The sequence below is a fragment of the Vibrio sp. TAP-3B genome (assembly GCF_057784735.1).
Genome location: NZ_CM173495.1, coordinates 2,813,053 through 2,831,508 on the forward strand (window position 1 = coordinate 2,813,053; position 18,456 = coordinate 2,831,508).

The 18,456-nt window shown below is 46.2% G+C and carries 12 protein-coding genes; 9 read left to right on the top strand and 3 right to left on the bottom strand.

The window, feature by feature from the left end; all coding sequences use genetic code 11:
- Positions 1-79 precede the first annotated feature (79 nt).
- The 4 genes from calR (at position 80) to ilvN (ending at position 5,815) form a co-directional block, all read left to right on the top strand.
- Positions 80-1,039, top strand: a complete 960-nt coding sequence (gene calR / locus AC3D28_RS13370) for a LysR family transcriptional regulator CalR (protein ID WP_488535040.1) — start codon at positions 80-82, stop codon at positions 1,037-1,039.
- A 298-nt stretch (positions 1,040-1,337) separates the two neighbouring features.
- Positions 1,338-3,146 carry an AMP-dependent synthetase/ligase gene (locus AC3D28_RS13375; RefSeq protein WP_098416604.1) on the top strand — a complete coding sequence of 603 codons (1,809 nt, stop codon included), beginning with the start codon at positions 1,338-1,340 and terminating at the stop codon, positions 3,144-3,146.
- Between the two features lie 448 nt (positions 3,147-3,594).
- On the top strand, positions 3,595-5,319 hold the full coding sequence (locus AC3D28_RS13380) for an acetolactate synthase 3 large subunit (protein ID WP_098416603.1): 1,725 nt from the start codon (positions 3,595-3,597) through the stop codon (positions 5,317-5,319).
- Position 5,320: 1 nt separating this feature from the next.
- Entirely contained in the window at positions 5,321-5,815 is a 495-nt protein-coding gene (gene ilvN / locus AC3D28_RS13385) for an acetolactate synthase small subunit (RefSeq protein WP_098416602.1), read from the top strand.
- A gap of 280 nt (positions 5,816-6,095) precedes the next feature.
- Here the strand turns inward: ilvN and pykF are convergent, their stop codons facing one another.
- Complete coding sequence (gene pykF, locus AC3D28_RS13390; RefSeq protein WP_098416601.1) at positions 6,096-7,508, bottom strand: pyruvate kinase PykF; 1,413 nt, start codon at positions 7,506-7,508, stop codon at positions 6,096-6,098.
- A 432-nt stretch (positions 7,509-7,940) separates the two neighbouring features.
- On the opposite strand from pykF, the gene AC3D28_RS13395 reads away from it, so the two are divergent.
- Both AC3D28_RS13395 and glmS read left to right on the top strand, forming a co-directional pair.
- The gene (locus AC3D28_RS13395) at positions 7,941-8,702 is read left to right on the top strand and encodes a DeoR/GlpR family DNA-binding transcription regulator (RefSeq protein WP_488535041.1); all 762 of its coding nucleotides are present in this window, start codon (positions 7,941-7,943) and stop codon (positions 8,700-8,702) included.
- A 145-nt stretch (positions 8,703-8,847) separates the two neighbouring features.
- Positions 8,848-10,680 carry a glutamine--fructose-6-phosphate transaminase (isomerizing) gene (gene glmS / locus AC3D28_RS13400; protein ID WP_488535042.1) on the top strand — a complete coding sequence of 611 codons (1,833 nt, stop codon included), beginning with the start codon at positions 8,848-8,850 and terminating at the stop codon, positions 10,678-10,680.
- A 200-nt stretch (positions 10,681-10,880) separates the two neighbouring features.
- On the opposite strand, the gene AC3D28_RS13405 is transcribed toward glmS, so the two are convergent.
- Positions 10,881-11,963 carry a glycerol dehydrogenase gene (locus AC3D28_RS13405; protein WP_488535043.1) on the bottom strand — a complete coding sequence of 361 codons (1,083 nt, stop codon included), beginning with the start codon at positions 11,961-11,963 and terminating at the stop codon, positions 10,881-10,883.
- Positions 11,964-12,313: 350 nt separating this feature from the next.
- Here AC3D28_RS13405 and dhaK point away from each other — a divergent pair, with 350 nt between their 5' ends.
- From dhaK to ptsP, 3 genes are read left to right on the top strand one after another with little or no spacing between them, the layout of a single operon-like run.
- Positions 12,314-13,372 carry a dihydroxyacetone kinase subunit DhaK gene (dhaK, locus tag AC3D28_RS13410; RefSeq protein ID WP_488535044.1) on the top strand — a complete coding sequence of 353 codons (1,059 nt, stop codon included), beginning with the start codon at positions 12,314-12,316 and terminating at the stop codon, positions 13,370-13,372.
- 15 nt (positions 13,373-13,387) lie between these two features.
- On the top strand, positions 13,388-14,023 hold the full coding sequence (gene dhaL / locus AC3D28_RS13415) for a dihydroxyacetone kinase subunit DhaL (RefSeq protein WP_488535045.1): 636 nt from the start codon (positions 13,388-13,390) through the stop codon (positions 14,021-14,023).
- A gap of 1 nt (position 14,024) precedes the next feature.
- On the top strand, positions 14,025-16,424 hold the full coding sequence (gene ptsP / locus AC3D28_RS13420; RefSeq protein ID WP_488535046.1) for a phosphoenolpyruvate--protein phosphotransferase: 2,400 nt from the start codon (positions 14,025-14,027) through the stop codon (positions 16,422-16,424).
- 82 nt (positions 16,425-16,506) lie between these two features.
- Here ptsP and dhaR read toward each other — a convergent pair whose 3' ends face one another.
- Complete coding sequence (gene dhaR / locus AC3D28_RS13425) at positions 16,507-18,429, bottom strand: dihydroxyacetone kinase operon transcriptional regulator DhaR (protein WP_488535047.1); 1,923 nt, start codon at positions 18,427-18,429, stop codon at positions 16,507-16,509.
- Positions 18,430-18,456: the final 27 nt, after the last annotated feature.

Genomic DNA, 18,456 nt, shown 5'->3' on the forward strand with positions numbered 1-18,456 from the left:
CGTCGTCTTTTTGTGCATAGGATTCTATTCGTTATGAACCCGATGAACCAAGTTGACGATTACAAAAGAGGCGCACTTAATGTTAGATAAGAAAGACGCGATGAGCGCAATTGCTAGCTACCGTATGGAAAGTACTTTGCGTGGTGCAGATTTAAACCTATTGACGGTATTTGACGCTGTGATGCAAGAGCAAAATATTACTCGTGCTGCACATAACTTAGGTATGTCTCAACCGGCGGTAAGCAACGCTGTTGCCCGTCTTAAAGTGATGTTTAATGACGAACTGTTTATGCGTCAGGGCCGTGGCATTCAGCCAACCCAACGTGCTCGCCAACTGTTTGGCCCGATTCGTCAGGCACTGCAGTTGATCCGCAACGAACTACCTAGCTCTGTATTCCAGCCAGAATCTTCCAATCGTTTGTTCAAACTAGCGATTTGCAGCCCTTGCGATATGCGTTTTGCACCGAAAATTATGGAAAAAGTAAATCAACAAGCGCCGAACGTTCAGCTTCACTTAGATGCAGAGTTTGACCGCCTTCTATCTGAGCGTATGCGCTATCAAGAGATCGATTTCGTGATCGACTATGCGCGTTTTGATGAGCAAGGTTTCTCAAGTACAGAGATCTTTAAAGATGAATTGGTTGTGGTCGCTTCAAAAACGCATTCGCGCATTCGAGGTAGCGTCACTACTGAGCAACTACTGAACGAAAAACACGCGAAATTATCTCAAGTACATGGTCAACGAAGTTTCTCTGAACAAGCTTACCGTGAACTGGATTGTCAAGCGGCGTATGAAGGTTCAAGCCTAAGTAACTTGCTTTATGTGGTGGGCCAGTCAGAACTCGTGACGATTGCACCGCGTTGGATGGCAGAAAATGCAGTAAACAGCGACCAGTTGCAAATCTTGGACTTCCCATATGCTAATAAGGAAATTAGCGGTTACTTGAGCTGGCATGAATCAAGCGAAAAAGACAAAGGGCACATTTGGTTACGTGATCAACTTATGATCACATGCGGTGAAGTGGTCGCTGTTAAATAAGAGAATTTTGAGTCTAGCTGTTTAATTAGACCGAATTGGTCATCATCAATTTTTACAATTCCTTCGTCCCCGAGAGATGTTTATTTTTCGGGGCTTTTTATTTTCTGGAATCAATAAGTAAAACAGTGAATTAAATAGTGCAAACGTTCAGCACTTTTAAGTGTATTCGATACGCATAAGTGATAGTTGTCTCTTATTAGTGATAAGTTTGATACTGGTCAGTTGCGTTTTAGCAAGCCATAAGTACACTTGTGCGCTCAATTAGCTTACGCCTGTAAGCCAAAAGGTAAGTAAAAGAATGGCCAAGTTAGATTTTCATATCGTTAAACGTATTCGTGAACAAATTGCGAACGGTGGTACTCGCGTTGCACTCAAACATAAAGTAGGTGACAAATGGCAAGGTATTACGTGGGAGCAATTTGGTCAGCAAGTTGATACTTTATCACGCGCACTTTTGGCTCAGGGATTGGGCGTTCAAGATAAGATCGGTATTTTCTCAAACAACATGCCGCAATGGACAATCGCGGATATCGCTGCGTTACAATTGCGCAGTGTGACAGTTCCTATCTATCCAACCAATACTGCGGCGCAGTCTGCTTACATCATTGATAATGCGGACGTGAAAGTACTGTTTGTGGGTGAGCAGGCACAGTTTGATGCTGCGGTGAGTATCTTTGAACAGTGTGAGCAGTTAGAACTGATTGTGGCAATGTCGGATGATATCGAGCTTGGTGAATATGATTTCGTTATCTCTTGGCAAGCATTTGTCGCCAAAGGCGATGCCACATACCAAGTTGAATTAGACGCACGTTTAGAGCAAGCAAGGGAAGATGATCTACTCACGCTGATCTACACCTCGGGCACCACTGGACAGCCAAAAGGGGTGATGCTGGATTACGCTAATATTGCGGCGCAATTAGAAGGGCATGATCAGCGTTTGAGCTTGTCTCAAGACGATGTTTCATTGTGTTTCCTACCACTCTCCCACGTGTTTGAGCGCGCTTGGACATTCTATGTATTGTATAAAGGTGCTACCAACTGTTACTTGCAAGATACGATGCAGGTGCGTGACGCGCTTAGCCAAGTACGACCAACGGTGATGAGTGCAGTACCGCGTTTTTATGAGAAAATCTTCTCTGCCATCCATGAAAAAGTGTCTCGTGCGCCGATCCATCGCAAGATCATGTTTACTTGGGCGGTGAATATGGGGGCAAAAATGGCGGTGTGCCATCAAGAGAAACGCAAGCCATCGGTCATGTTGCGTAAAGCTTATGCTCTGGCTGACAAGCTGGTCTTAAATAAACTGCGTGCCCTGTTAGGGGGGAACATCAACTTTATGCCTTGTGGTGGCGCAAAGCTTGATGAAACCATTGGGCGCTTCTTCCATGCGATAGGCATCAACGTGAAGTTGGGCTATGGCATGACAGAGACCACAGCAACAGTATCGTGCTGGGATGACCAATGTTTTGACCCAGATTCGATTGGGATGTCGATGCCCGGCGCTCAAGTCAAGATTGGTCACAATAACGAAATTTTGGTGCGTGGTCCGATGGTGATGCGTGGTTATTACAAAATGCCAGAAGAGACCGAAAAGACATTCGACGAACATGGTTTTCTAAAAACAGGTGATGCGGGTTATATCGATGAAAATGGTAATCTCTTTATCACGGATCGGATTAAAGAGTTGATGAAGACTTCGGGTGGTAAATACATCGCACCACAAATGATCGAAGGCGCCATCGGTAAAGATCATTTCATTGAGCAAATTGCCGTTATCGCAGATACGCGCAAGTTTGTGTCTGCGCTAATCGTGCCGTGTTTTGACTCTCTTGAAGAATACGCGAAAGAGTTGAACATCGCGTACCACGACCGAGTCGAATTGGTTAAACATCACCAAGTGGTCGAAATGCTTGAGAAGCGTGTGAATGAATTACAGAAAGAGCTGGCTAAATTTGAACAAGTGAAGAAGTTTAAACTGCTGCCAAGATCGTTCTCAATGGATGATGGTGAGTTAACACCAACACAAAAACTGCGCCGAAAAGTCATTAATGATAAATACCAAGATGAAATCGAAGAAATGTACAAGGAAAAGTCTGAGAAAAAGTAATTTAGACTGAGTAAGATTTCAAATTGATGAAAAAAAACCAGAGGTACCCTCTTGTATTTCTGGGGATTTTTATGAGTATCGGTTCCCTCTCTTTTTCATGCTCAATACCGCTATTTAGCAACCTTTATAGAAAGCGCTCTGGAATTATGTTCTTTTTTTGAACGTTATTTTCTTTAATCGTGCTGAGACATTGTGTATGTGTGGCTGCAACTCCTTCTGTTGTTCTATTCTCTAGCATCTTGATTGAAAAGTAGACGTATCTCTCATTAGACCCATTGATAATAAAACGTTACATTTGTTGGGTAACCTTGCGGGATGTTATGACGAACGCAAGACATAGCCGAAAGCGTGGAAGTATTTCGATTAGGCTACGAATAAGCCCTAGACTATGTAAAATCAGACCAATCCGTTGACCTTACGGTGAGGGTACTGGCTAAGGAGAGCAATTATGACAGCAATGTTGTCAGGAGCAGAGATGGTTGTGCAATCTCTGATAGAAGAAAACGTAGAGCAGATATTTGGCTACCCTGGTGGTTCTGTTTTAGACATCTACGACGCACTGCACGCCAAAACCGAACAAATTAAACACGTACTAGTCAGACATGAGCAAGCGGCGACGCATATGGCCGATGGCTATGCCCGTGCGACGGGTAAGCCGGGTGTGGTACTCGTCTGTTCTGGTCCTGGCGCGACCAATACCATCACCGGAATTGCGACTGCTTACATGGATTCGATCCCCATGATCGTTATTTCGGGTAACGTGCCAAACAGTTTAATTGGTAATGATGCCTTCCAAGAATGTGACATTGTCGGTGTTTCTCGACCGGTAGTAAAACACAGTTTTTTAGTAAAAAAAGCGGAAGATATCCCTGAAACCATTAAAAAAGCCTTCTATATTGCGACAACGGGCCGACCAGGCCCCGTTGTGATTGATTTGCCTAAAGATGTGATGAACCCGCAAATCAAACTGCCTTACCAGTATCCAGAAAGCCTATCGATGCGTTCGTATAAGCCGACGACGTCGGGTCATAAAGGCCAGATTAAAAAAGCGCTTAAATCGCTGTTAGAAGCGAAAAAACCCGTACTGTATATTGGTGGCGGCGCGGTGATCTCTGGGGCGCACGAACATATATTTGATTTATCAAATAAGCTAAATTTACCAGTTGTCAGCACTTTGATGGGCTTAGGTGCATTTCCTGGAACCCACCAAAATTCGCTTGGTATGTTGGGCATGCATGGTACCTATGAAGCCAATATGGCGATGCACGAAGCGGATCTGATTTTTGGTATCGGCGTTCGTTTTGATGACCGTACGACCAACAATTTAGAGAAGTACTGCCCGAACGCGAAAGTGATGCATATAGATATCGACCCATCATCGATTTCCAAAAATGTAAAAGTGGATCTGCCAATCGTAGGTTCTGCAGAAAAAGTGCTGATCACCATGCTTGGGCTGCTGGCTGAACAAGAGTGTGGTAACGATCAGGACGCTATTACAACGTGGTGGGATGACATCCAAGTATGGCGCGAACGCAACTGTTTGGCTTATGAAACGTCATCAGAGCGAATTAAACCTCAGCAAGTAATTGAAACATTACACAAATTGACCAATGGTGATGCTTACGTGGCGTCGGATGTTGGTCAACACCAAATGTTTGCAGCGCTTTATTATCCATTCAATAAGCCCCGCCGTTGGATAAACTCTGGCGGTCTGGGCACGATGGGCTTTGGCCTTCCTGCTGGTATGGGTGTTAAATTCGCAATGCCGCAAGAAGAAGTCGTGGTTGTGACGGGCGATGGCAGTATTCAAATGAATATCCAAGAACTCTCGACGGCGATGCAATACGATATTCCTATTAAGATCATCAACTTGAACAACCGTTTCTTAGGCATGGTAAAACAGTGGCAAGATATTATTTACCAAGGCCGTCACTCCAACTCATACATGAGTTCTGTTCCTGACTTTGCGGCAATTGCAGAAGCTTATGGCCACGTCGGTATTCGTATCGAAACGCCAGATCAGCTCGAAGAAGGGCTAAAAAAAGCGTTAGATATGAAAGATCGCTTGGTGTTTGTCGACATCAACGTAGACGAAACCGAGCACGTATACCCGATGCAAATTAAAGGTGAGGGAATGGACAAGATGTGGCTGAGTAAAACGGAGAGAACTTAATATGAGACACATAATTTCATTGTTATTGGAAAACCAACCTGGTGCTTTGTCTCGCGTTGTAGGCTTGTTCTCTCAACGTGGTTACAACATTGAGTCGTTGACGGTTTCCCCTACGGATGACGAAACACTTTCTCGTATGAATATCACCACGACATCCAACGAAATGCAGTTAGAACAAATCCAAAAACAATTGCACAAATTGATTGATATCCTGAAGGTTCAAGAGGTCACGGAGTTCGAGCACATTGAGCGTGAACTGATGATGGTAAAAGTCAAAGCCAGTGGTTTTGCAAGAGCAGAAGTAAAACGAACGGCCGACATTTTTCGTGGCCAGATTGTTGATGTCACAGCATCTCAATATACGGTGCAATTAGCTGGAACCAGTGAGAAGTTGGATGCGTTTATTCAAGCGATCTCTGAAGTAACAGATGTGGTGGAGGTGGCCCGAAGTGGTGTAGTAGGGATTGCCCGAGGTGAACGTTCACTCAAGCCTTAGTCGCTTGATTGTAGATAGAAAATACCATTTAGTGAGGATTGCCACTGTGGTCCTCATATGACAAGAAACATCCGAGATAGCGTAGGAAATGGTTGAGGAAAAGAGACATTTTCGATAAAGAGTGATTCTACAATCAAGCTTTTTTATAGCGAAAAGCCAACGTCGTTCGAGTGGTTTTACAGGTTAGATTAAGCAATTATGTGATACGAAGTAAAAGAGTGATGTAAAAAAAGAGGGCGTAAGCCCTCTTTTTATTGGATTGATAACAGAATTAACAATCTTATAGTACGTGTACTGAAGTCGTGTTCGTCGTACCTGAAGCGACTAGAGCACCAGAAACCATAACGACGATATCGCCTTTGTTACCTAGACCCGACTCTAGTGCTAGCTCTTTACCTGTAACGTAGAACGCGTCAGTGTTTGCGATTGAATCAACAACAACAGGGGTTACACCTTTAGTTAGCACTAGCTGAGCCGCTGTCTTCTCATTGGTTGTAAGTGCAAGGATGTTTGCGGTTGGGAAGTACTTACGGACTGAACGAGCAGACTTACCACCTTCAGTGGCCACAACGATCAGCGGAGCCGCAAGTTTCTCAGCGGTGTCTACTGCGCTTTTACATACTGCTTCAGTGATGCGTAGACGTGGGCTGTCTAGGCGAGAGCCTAGTTCCGCTTTAAGGGCTGAATCTGTACGAGTTGCGATTTGAGCCATGATTTTCACAGCTTCAACAGGGTACTTACCTTTCGCCGTTTCACCAGAAAGCATCACTGCGTCAGTCCCGTCCATGACAGCGTTAGCAACGTCGCCTGCTTCTGCACGAGTAGGACGTGGGTTGTTGATCATAGAGTCAAGCATTTGAGTTGCCGTGATAACCATCTTACGAGCACGGTTACACTTCTCGATCATCATTTTCTGAGCGAAGATGACTTCTTCTGCTGGAATTTCAACGCCTAGGTCACCACGAGCAACCATGATGCCGTCAGAAAGCTCAAGGATCTCATCAAAGTTATCAACACCTTCTTGGTTTTCGATCTTAGAGATGATGTGGATGCTCTCGCCGCCATTTGCTGCTAAAACGTCACGGATCTCTTGAACGTCTGATGCTTTACGGATGAAAGAAGCGGCAACGAAGTCAACGCCTTGCTCACAACCGAATTTAAGGTCGTTTTTATCTTTTTCAGATAGAGCCGGTAGGTTTACAGAAACGCCAGGAAGGTTAACACCTTTGTTTTCACCTAGTGCGCCGTTGTTAAGAACTTTACATTTAACTTCTGTTTCAGTCTTAGAGATCACTTCCATCTCGATTAGACCGTCGTCGACTAGGATAGTGTTACCCACGTTTAGGTCTGCTGCGAAACCAGCGTAAGTTACTGCAACTTTGTCTTTGTTACCGACAACTGAAGTGTCAGTTGTAAAAGTAAATTCTTGACCAGCGACTAGGTCAACATCGTTGCCGTCTTCTAGCTTGATAGTGCGGATTTCTGGGCCTTTAGTATCAAGAAGGATTGCTAGTTGTTTGCCTGTCGCTTCCATTACTTTGCGGAAGTTCGCGATACGAGTGCCGTGCTCTTCGAAGTCACCGTGAGAGAAGTTCAGACGCATTACATTCATGCCTGCGTTTACTAGTTCAGTTAGCTTCTCTACAGATTCAGTTTTAGGGCCAATCGTACATACGATTTTGGTCTTTTTCATGGAAGATACTCTCCGGTAAGTATAGTTACAATTTTAAAGTCGATTATTTATTCTGAAGTTAGGGCGCTCTTGATGACATTTAGTGCCTGCCACCCACCGATTTCCGCCTCATTATTAGCACTTCAGATTCTGAAAGTCTTTCACCAAGTTTAGTCATTTTATGACTAAAAGATTGGCGATTTTGGCTACCTTTTTGTGATCAATCCCACTTTATATGCAGAAAGTTGCAATTAAATAGCCGTCAATTCTGTAATTTTTTTTCTTTTCGGTGGCGAATTCTACCACTGAATGAATCCAATATCACTGTTTAAGAATTGTCTTAGGACAAGGTTTTATCGAGAAATATTAATTTTTTGTATCGAAATAAATAGACTTAAAAGTTTCGTTTTGACTATAATAAGTTTCACTTCGAAACTTAAAATCAAAACATAAATGTCGAAACGAAACACTCAATTAAGAAGACACGCCATTTCTAACTTGGTTTTTGAACTGGGAGAAGTCAGCGTTGATGAATTGGCTCAGAAATTTGAAACCTCAGAAGTCACGATTAGAAAGGATCTCGCTTCTTTAGAAAAAAATGGACAACTTTTACGTCGTTACGGCGGTGCGATTGCGATCCCGACGGAAGTGATTCATGAAGAATTGAGCTCTAATGTTTCGACTCGAAAGTTAAATTTAGCAAAAGCGGCTGCTTCACTGATCCGTGACCATAACCGCATCGTGATCGACAGTGGCAGTACGACGGCGGCGCTAATTCAGCAGTTGAATGATAAACGTGGCTTAGTGGTGATGACCAACTCGCTGCACGTTGCCAATGCCCTCAACGAATTAGAAAGCGAACCGACTCTACTGATGACAGGTGGTACGTGGGATATGCACTCAGAGTCCTTTCAAGGCAAAGTCGCCGAGTCTGTATTAAGAGCTTATGATTTTGACCAACTTTTTATTGGTGCCGATGGTGTTGATTTGGAGCGCGGGACGACCACGTTTAACGAGTTAATTGGCTTAAGCAAGGTCATGGCAGAAGTGTCACGTGAAGTCGTCGTGATGGTTGAATCAGAAAAGGTCGGTCGTAAGATCCCCAACTTAGAGCTGGCTTGGAATCAAATCGATGTCCTAGTGACGGACGCTGAAGTGCAATCTGAACATAAGTTACAAATTGAACAGCATGGCGTGAAAGTCATTTGCGCTTAATCTAATGACGTATACCCAAGTAGCCTTAAGGTACTTGGGTATAACAGTTACATATTTTACTTCCCGCTAAATACAGGCCTTTGCTTGCTGCCTCTATTAGAAATCATGGCTAGGGAAGAACAAAACTACAAACGGAGATAAACACATGTGTGGAATCGTAGGTGCAGTCGCACAGCGAGATGTTGCAGAAATTTTGGTTGAAGGTTTACGCCGCTTAGAGTACCGCGGTTACGACTCAGCTGGCGTTGCGGTTGTTGATGGCGAGTCAAACCTAACGCGCGTTCGTCGCTTGGGTAAAGTGCAAGAACTGGCTGATGCAGTAGAAGAAGCAAAAGTGCTTGGCGGTACTGGTATTGCGCACACTCGTTGGGCGACGCACGGTGAACCATCTGAAGTCAATGCACACCCACACATGTCTGGCGACATTGCTGTGGTACATAACGGTATTATCGAAAACCACGAAGAGCTTCGTGAATTGCTTCAATCTCGTGGTTACGTGTTTGAATCTCAAACGGATACAGAAGTTATCGCACATATGATTGAGTGGGAGTTGCGTACTTCTGGAACATTATTAGAAGCGGTACAAAAGACGGCTAAGCAACTAGAAGGTGCCTACGGTACGGTAGCACTTGATCGTAAAGACCCATCTCGCATTGTGGTGGCACGTTCAGGTAGCCCAATTGTGATCGGTTTTGGTGTCGGTGAAAACTTCCTGGCTTCTGACCAACTTGCACTACTGAACGTAACACGCCGTTTCATGTACCTAGAAGAAGGTGATGTGGCAGAAATCACTCGCCGTGAAGTTACTGTCTTTGACGCAACGGGCGAGCTGGTTGAGCGTGAAATCGTAGAATCTAATGCAGAACATGATGCGGGCGATAAAGGCCAATACCGTCACTTCATGCAAAAAGAAATCTATGAGCAACCTAAAGCGCTGATCAACACGATGGAAGGCCGTATCACAACAGATTCTGTTGTGACTGACGCGATTGGTGTGCATGCGGCAGACATCTTAAGCAAAGTAGAGCACGTACAAATCGTCGCGTGTGGTACGTCTTACAACGCGGGCATGACAGCGCGTTACTGGTTTGAAGACATCGCAGGGGTGAGCTGCGACGTAGAAATCGCCTCTGAGTTCCGTTACCGCAAGTTTGTGACGCGTCCAAATAGCCTTCTGATCACGCTATCTCAGTCTGGCGAAACGGCAGATACGCTAGCGGCACTTCGCCTAGCGAAAGAAAAAGGTTACATGGCGGCAATGACCATCTGTAACGTGGCGGGTTCTTCTTTGGTTCGTGAATCTGATTTTGCGTTCATGACTCGCGCGGGCGTCGAAATTGGTGTGGCTTCAACCAAAGCGTTCACGACTCAGCTTTCTGCACTCTTAATGCTGGTAACGGCGCTTGGTAAGCAGCAAGGTCGTATCAGCAAAGAGAAAGAGAAAGAGATTGTAGAAGCACTGCATGCACTTCCTAAGCAAATCAATGCGGCGCTTTCTTTCGAGAAAGACATTGAAGCACTAGCAACAGATTTCGCGGACAAGCATCATACGCTGTTCCTAGGTCGTGGTGAGTTCTACCCAATCGCAATGGAAGCGTCTCTAAAACTGAAAGAGATCTCTTACATCCATGCAGAAGCGTACGCGGCGGGTGAACTAAAACATGGTCCCCTTGCGCTGATTGATGCTGATATGCCTGTGGTTGTGGTTGCGCCAAGCAACGATTTGCTTGAGAAACTAAAATCAAACGTGGAAGAAGTACGCGCGCGTGGTGGCCTACTGTATGTATTTGCGGATGCAGACGCCGGCTTTGAAGGCGATGAAACGATGAAGATCATCACCATGCCTCACGTTAGCGAAATCACCGCGCCGATCTACTACACCATCCCAATGCAGTTGCTGTCTTACTACGTCGCGCTGATCAAAGGTACCGACGTAGACCAACCACGTAACCTAGCCAAAGCGGTAACGGTTGAGTAATCACACTTAAATCTCAAATCACAAGCGGCACATGCGAGAGTATGTGCCGCTTTTTTGTATTTGGAACCACGAAAATGATGGGAGCATCTAGAAGGCGCAATGAAAACGGATCTTTCCGTAGATTTGTATAAATTGAAGTATTAAAAAAGGCAAGCCTTGGCTTGCCTTTGGGGACTCAAACTCGTTTGAAGTTATGTGGGTTATTGACCCAGTTGGTGAGCGGTTAGAATCGCAGAGTAGACATTTTCTGAAGTCACTGGGAATGGCATGTTGTGGATTGTTTCTCCCTCGGCCGTTGAGGCTTCGGCGACCTCGCGCAACTTCGCGTGGTTAAGCTCTTTTACGCCCATATCAAAGAGGTTGGTTGGTAAGCCTACAGAGCGGCAGAAGGCGAGAACCGTATTAATCTCTTCCATCGCTGCGTTTTCTAGCACCAATTGAACCAGCGTGCCGAACGCGACTTTCTCACCATGATAGAGATGGTGACACTCTTCGAGCTTGGTTAAGCCGTTATGAATAGCGTGAGCCCCCGCCAGACCACTGCTTTCAAAACCGATACCGCTTAGGTATGTATTGGCTTCAATAATATTTTCTACCGCTTTGGTGCTCACCCCATTTTCTACCGCAGCTTTTGCTTTTACACCATCGTCAAGCAAGGTTTCATAACAGAGCTTCGCAAGCGCTTGCGCTGAACGTGTCGCTAAACCACCGGCCATTGTTGCCTTACCAGAAGTCATGTTGGCACGAGCTTCAAAGTAGGTGGAGAGCGCATCGCCCATCCCCGATACCAGTAGACGAACGGGGGCTTTAGCGATGACAGACGTATCCATGATGACCATGTCTGGGTTTTTAGGGATCATCAAGTATTCCGCAAATTCACCTTCTGGTGTGTATATCACCGCAAGTGCTGACGTTGGCGCATCCGTCGAGGCGATGGTAGGAACCACCACGACAGGAATTTGGGTGTAAAACGCAACGGCCTTTGCAGTGTCTAACGTTTTACCGCCACCGATACCGACAATGACATCGTGTTTTTGTGTCGCACAAATGTCCGTGATGCGTTCAATCTCAACGCGCGAACATTCGCCATGAAAAATGTTCATGGTGAGCGGAAGCTTTTGGTCAGCAAAGCTTTGTTTGACGTCATCACCCACCAGGTTAGTCACGAACTCATCGGCAATCACTAACGGACGTTCACCCAATGCTTTCACATAGTGAGCGATAGATGTAAGTACTTGTTCACCTTGGACGTATTTGCTTGGGCTGATAATAATTTTGTCCATAATTCAAACCTTTAACCTTTTATGTGTGTTTTGGACTGCAATGAAAATCCATTGTAGCGATAAGGTTTATATTAGGTTTGGTGAGGGAAGTGGTGAAGGATATCTCTGGTTTGTTTCGTGCTTTTATGACCTCTGTGTCAAACCGACTGCCAGAAGTAATAAGCATCACCATGCTTTATGGCGCCGATCACTATTCAGGCGTATTTGTCGTTTTTTGTTTCATATTGAAACAAATATATCAGCAAAGTCGTTTCAATATGAAACGGATTGATTTTTGTTGAGCACATATTTTCTCTGTTTAAGATGAATTCATACCCTACATAAAAATATAAATGGAATGAGATAGAACGATGAAAAAATTAATTAACCAAGTCGATGATGTGGTATTGCAGCAAATGGAAGGTCTGGCGCTGTCCCGCCCTGAGCTAAAAGCCAACTACGAACCTCGTTACATGTGGCATGAGGAAACGCCGGGGCAAGTGGCACTGGTTTCTGGTGGTGGCTGTGGTCATGAACCTTTACACGCCGGTTTTATTGGTAAAGGCATGCTGACGGGCGCTTGTCCTGGTGAGGTGTTTACTTCACCAACGCCGGATCAAATGTACGAGTGTGGTAACCAAGTGAATACCGGTGAGGGCGTGCTGTTTATCATTAAAAACTACACCGGCGATGTGTTGAACTTTGAAACGGCCGTGGAGCTGCTTCATACCGATGGCATCAAAGTTGGGTCGGTGTTGGTGGACGACGATGTGGCGGTAAAAGATAGCCTGTACACCGCTGGTCGCCGTGGCGTTGCTGGAACGGTATTGGTTGAGAAGTTAGTTGGGGCTGCCGCCAGCAAAGGTTATTCGTTGGAGCAATGTGAAGTGCTGGCTCGTCGTGTTAATAATCACTGTCGTTCATTTGGCGTGGCGCTTAATGCTTGTGTTGTGCCAGCGGCGGGTAAACCATCTTTTGTTCTGGAAGATGATGAAGTGGAGTTTGGGGTCGGTATCCATGGTGAACCCGGTATCAAGCGAGTGAAATACACTGACGTCGATACGTTAGTGGATGCGATGTTTGCTGAAGTTGCTGAAAACACGCCTTATCAGCGTACATTGCGTATTTGGAATCGTGACGAAGGTGAATGGGATGAAGTGGAATCCCGCATTGAGCCTTTCGCCGCTGAACACGACTACATTGTGATGGTGAATGGTATGGGCGGTACGCCAACTTCAGAGCTTTACGGCGTGTACCGCCGTCTGGCTCATAATTGCGAGCAAGCGGGGTTCCGTATCGTGCGTAATAGGGTCGGTAACTTCTGTACGTCACTCGATATGGAAGGCGTTTCAATTACGTTGCTGAAAGCAGATAAAGAGATGTTGGAGCTGTTTGATGCTCCTGTCGATACGGCCGCGATCAAGTGGTAACAGGGGGGAGCACACATGCAAATTGAAAAACAACATATCGTTCACTGGTTAGAGCTATGTGCGAAAACGTACCAAGAGAATCAAGATTTTCTGACCGACCTTGATCGTGATATTGGTGACGCCGACCACGGTCTTAATATGAACCGTGGCTTTAAAAAAGTCGCGGAAAAACTGCCTCAAGTTGCGGACCAAAACATCGGCAGTATTCTCAAGAATACCGGCATGACCTTGCTTTCTAGTGTCGGTGGGGCAAGTGGCCCGCTGTATGGCACGTTATTTATTCGCACCGCTGCCGCTGTCGGAACCCGAGAGCAACTAACGTTTGAAGAGTTAATGGATGCACTAAAAAGCGGTGTGGATGGTGTGGTGTCTCGTGGTAAAGCAGAACTGGGTGATAAAACCATGTGTGATGTTTGGTTACCCGTTTTAGTTAGTGTGAAGGCGTCGTTAGAAAATGGCATGAGCGCCGATCATTTACTGAATGAAATGGTTGAGCTAGCAGAAACGAACGCGGTTGCCACGATTGAAATGTTGGCGAAAAAAGGGCGAGCAAGCTATCTAGGCGAACGCAGTATCGGTCACCAAGATCCCGGTGCAACCTCTTCTTTGTTAATGATTAAAGCACTACAGCAGGCAATAGCAGGTAATTAAGATGGTGGGAATTGTAGTTGTATCTCATAGTCGTCGTCTTGCCGAAGGGGTGGCCGAACTCGCCACCCAAATGACGCAAGGCAAAGTCAAGCTCGCGATTGCGGCGGGGATTGATGACCCAGATAACCCGATCGGAACCGATGCCATTGCCGTGATGGAAGCGATTGAGCAGGTCCATGATCAACAAGGGGTTGTGGTGTTGATGGATCTTGGCAGCGCGTTGCTGAGTACGGAGATGGCGCTGGATCTGATGGATGATCACGTGAGGGAAAATATCACTCTTATCTCGGCCCCCATTGTTGAAGGGACCATGGCGGCGTCGGTGGCTGCTGCCGCCGGGTTACCTTTATCGACGGTAGTCGAAGAGGCACAGAATGCGTTAAGCGTAAAACGAGAGCACCTTGGTGATCAGCCAATAACATCGGCTGAGATAGCGCCAGTATCAGAGAACTTTGAACACGAGCGGACATTTGATTGGATCGTGCAAAACCCGCATGGATTACATGCTCGTCCCGCTGCGGCCATTGTTGGTGCACTCGCGCCTTTTGACTGCCAATTATGGTTGAAAAAAGGCGAGCGCCGGGTAAACGCGAAAAGCTTAAACAGCATTGCGAAACTTGGCGTTCGTAGCCAAGAGACGATCACCCTGTGCGCACTCGGCTCCCAATCCAGTGAAGCAATTAAGGCATTTGAAGCCTTAGCTCATGAGCACTTCGGAGAAAAAGAGGCGATTGACCACGGCATTATCGAACCTGAAGAGAGCGCGGATACCTTGCTCGATGACATGACCCCGAATCAGATTGAAGGTGCTGTTGTTGGTATTCGAGTCAATGACGGTATCGCTACTGCTCCAGCTGTTCTTTTTACTCATGAAATGCCAGCCGTGCCTGAACGTGATTTTCACAGTGAACAAGATGAAATTGAACGGGTTAAGCGTGCGATAGGCGTGGTTGTTCAACATTTACAGGAGCAAGCGAAGCAGCCAAAAGGGGAAATATTTTCCGCTCATAGCATGATGCTCAGTGACCCAGAATTATGGGCATCGGTCGAGGCGCGAATTCAAACGGGCATGATAGCCGAGCAAGCTTGGGTAGAATCACTGCAAGCGTTGGCCGAAGAGTTTCGCCAGGCTGAAAGTCAGTACATGCGGGAACGCGAAGCTGATGTGCATGATATCGCACGCCAAGTTATGGTCGAAATGACTGGCGCTACGCCTCATGCCATCGACATTCAGCAACCGAGTATTTTGTTGGCCCGTGACCTGATGCCTTCTGATGTGGCCGGGCTTGATAAATCGAAAGTGCTTGGTATCTGTTTGAGTGAAGGAGGGAAAACCTCTCACAGTGCGATTCTTGCTCGTGCGATGGGGATTCCTGCCATCGTTAAAGCTCAGGGCTGTCTGGATGCTGTGCGTACGGGTCAAGTGGTGACTATTGATGGCTTCCGAGGACATTTATGGTTCTCACCTTCAGATGCCGTACTACAGGAATTGGAAGCGCAGCAAATTGAGTGGCAAAACACCCGACAAAGTGCATTAGCGAGTGCTCAGCAAGCCGCGGTCACCTGTGATGGCGTCCATATTCCAGTGTTCGCCAATATTGGTGGACCGAAAGATATTGATGATGCGCTAACATCAGGAGCTGAGGGGGTTGGTCTATTTCGGACTGAGTTTCTATTTCAAAACAGTGATGAGTTGCCGACTGAGGAAGCACAATACCAAGTGTATCGTGATATCGCCGCCGCACTTGGTGACAAGCCACTTACGATTCGTAGTCTAGATGTTGGCGGTGATAAGCCTTTAGCCGCTTATCCTATGCCTGCAGAAGACAACCCATTTTTAGGTTTGAGAGGGGTGCGATTGTGCCTTCAACATGAGGCATTGTTTACTGCCCAACTTCGAGCCATTCTGAGAGCCTTTCACGAGCAACCGAATATTCAATTGATTATACCGATGGTGGCTCAGGTTGAAGAAGTGAGAAAAGTAAAAGCGCTGTTGGCGCATCAAGCGCAGCAACTCGGCTTAGATGTGGCTCACTTGCCTGTCGGTATTATGATTGAGGTACCAGCCGCGGTGTTGAATGCGGATGCGTTAGCACAAGAAGTCGATTTTTTCTCGATTGGCACCAATGATTTGACTCAATATGTTATGGCCGCCGATCGAGGTAACGCTGCCGTTGCTGAATTGGTGAACTACTTTGAACCATCGGTATTAAAAGCCATTGAACTCACGTGTGCCGCGGGCGATCGCGCGGGCATTCCGGTCAGTATGTGTGGGGAGATGGCAGGCGATCCAAATGCCACAGACACATTGCTTCGTGTTGGGTTACGAAAATTCAGCGCCAGTGCGAGTCTGTTACCGGGATTAAAAGCGCAAATTCGTCAGTTGTCTGTTGATGTTTAATCGATACCTTTATCGTTAGTACATGTATACCGGCGTGCTTGCGCCGGTTTTGCGTTTGGTTGGATACTCACATTTTGGCTTACTACAACTTCATTTGTTCCTGCAGTCCAAACTTATTAATTTTTCTCCATAGGGTCGTGCGGCCAATTTGCAATGCTTTCGCCATATCATGCATTTTGCCATCACACTGATTCCAAGCTTGGACGATGGCTCTTCTCTCGGCTTCTTCTAGCGTGATCACCGGCGTATTTTCTGCGGTATGGCGGGAATTCAGTTTAATGTCTTCAGGAATATCGTTCAGCTTGATTAAGTTCGCACTGCGGTTAAGCAAAATTCGCTCAGTTCGGTTTCTTAATTCGGAGTTATTGCCTGACCAACGAAAATTCATCAACGCTTCCAGTGCGACTGGCTCTATCGAGATCGTCACATTGTGGCGGCGTTCATAATGGCTGATAAGCTGCTGGACGAGAAATTCAATGTCTTCTTTACGCTTTCTCAGTGGCGGAATATGCAGCTCGTTCGAAGAGATTTCATAATAAAGTTGCCGGCCAAATGAGCGCTGAGTGACATACTCGCTGATTTCTGAAGCGGTGCTGGTAATAAGTTGAAAGTCTACGGGGATCAAGCGCAAACTGTCACTGCGGCTGACGAGCCCAGTTTTTAACAACTTAAGTAACACGGCTTGTAAATCGGGCGACAGATATTCCACCTTTTCTAAAAAGAGCGTACCGCCATGGGCGAGTTCAAACTTAGAAGGCATGCCTTGTCCTTCGTCGTATCCCAGGGTTTCTTTGACCAGTTGCTCTGTATTGATGGAGCGGCAGTTAAGCGTAATGAACGGCCCTTCTTTGTAGGCGCTTTCATTATGAATCGCCATGGCGAGAGTGGCTTTTCCTACACCTTCTTCACCCGTAATTAGAATCGGTGACTTGGACTTTATGGCCCGTTTTGCCACGGTAATGACGTGTTTCATTTTTCGTGAGATGACGGGCAAGGTACTGAACGTATAGCGCGCACTGCCACCAATTTGCTGCTGAGCAAGTTCGCGAATTTTATCGATGGGATGCAAAAATAATAAGTGTGTGCCGTCGTTGAGTGGACGCAAGGTGATGATCGCCTCAACAAACTCGCCACGAACCTCTACCGTTGTGAGCTTACGGTTGATGGTTGCCCCCGACTCAATACTATTGAGGACATTCGGCGGAAAACGTAAAACAGAAAAGACTTCTTTCTCCAAGACCTGACTGGCTTCAATGTTTAACAAGCGCTCTGATTGATGATTCACCATGGTGATACGATTTTCTTCATCCCAGGCCAGAAGGCCGTCATCCATGCATTCTAGCGTTGCGTTGTGCGCACAAGTGAGGCGGTTAATGTTTTCTTGTTCCGACTGAATATGGATTTGCAAACTGACTTCTTTCGCACTCGACGCGATGATGACTAAGTTTTCTTTCTTATAGCGCTCGGCTTTTTTGAAAAGGCATGTTGTGCCGCGTAACTTGCCAAATTGGTCGAAAACAGGTGCTGCTACAGAGGCATAAGGGTGTAAGTGGCGATTGAAATGTTCTGCTGCGAACACTTCACACGGGATGTGAGTGCTGATACAGAGATTGACCGCATTCGTGCCAATTTTCCCTTCAGACAGAAAACAGCCTTGTTTAATGCCGAGCGCCTGCATCTCTTGTTGCATTGAGTCGTGGCCCACAACGGAGAGAACGCAGCCGTTGCCATCGGTCACCATCAAGAGCAGGTCTTCGTCCCCTAGCATGTCATAAGTGTCTTCAAGTACGGTGGTGGCGCACTCGATGAGATGCTCGTTGCGTTTCATCAGAGATGAGAAGGTAAAGCCAGAGGCAATATGTGGTTTTGACCAGGTATAAGGGCTGCATTGCTTTATGCAACGCTCCCACGACTCGAGTACGGGAGTGCGGGAAAATTCTGGAGATACCCAATGGTGTTTCTGGAAAAATTCCCACTTGGTTTTAGTGTTTTCGATTGAAAGCATGTCATACCGTTTCAATACCAGCGATAG

Excerpts from the sequence above, each read along its gene's own strand:
- calR (WP_488535040.1), top strand. The coding sequence starts at position 80 with ATGTTAGATAAGAAAGACGCGATGAGCGCAATTGCTAGCTACCGTATG.
- AC3D28_RS13375 (WP_098416604.1), top strand. The coding sequence starts at position 1,338 with ATGGCCAAGTTAGATTTTCATATCGTTAAACGTATTCGTGAACAAATT.
- AC3D28_RS13380 (WP_098416603.1), top strand. The coding sequence starts at position 3,595 with ATGACAGCAATGTTGTCAGGAGCAGAGATGGTTGTGCAATCTCTGATA.
- ilvN (WP_098416602.1), top strand. The coding sequence starts at position 5,321 with ATGAGACACATAATTTCATTGTTATTGGAAAACCAACCTGGTGCTTTG.
- pykF (WP_098416601.1), bottom strand. The coding sequence starts at position 7,508 with ATGAAAAAGACCAAAATCGTATGTACGATTGGCCCTAAAACTGAATCT.
- AC3D28_RS13395 (WP_488535041.1), top strand. The coding sequence starts at position 7,941 with ATGTCGAAACGAAACACTCAATTAAGAAGACACGCCATTTCTAACTTG.
- glmS (WP_488535042.1), top strand. The coding sequence starts at position 8,848 with ATGTGTGGAATCGTAGGTGCAGTCGCACAGCGAGATGTTGCAGAAATT.
- AC3D28_RS13405 (WP_488535043.1), bottom strand. The coding sequence starts at position 11,963 with ATGGACAAAATTATTATCAGCCCAAGCAAATACGTCCAAGGTGAACAA.
- dhaK (WP_488535044.1), top strand. The coding sequence starts at position 12,314 with ATGAAAAAATTAATTAACCAAGTCGATGATGTGGTATTGCAGCAAATG.
- dhaL (WP_488535045.1), top strand. The coding sequence starts at position 13,388 with ATGCAAATTGAAAAACAACATATCGTTCACTGGTTAGAGCTATGTGCG.
- ptsP (WP_488535046.1), top strand. The coding sequence starts at position 14,025 with ATGGTGGGAATTGTAGTTGTATCTCATAGTCGTCGTCTTGCCGAAGGG.
- dhaR (WP_488535047.1), bottom strand. The coding sequence starts at position 18,429 with ATGCTTTCAATCGAAAACACTAAAACCAAGTGGGAATTTTTCCAGAAA.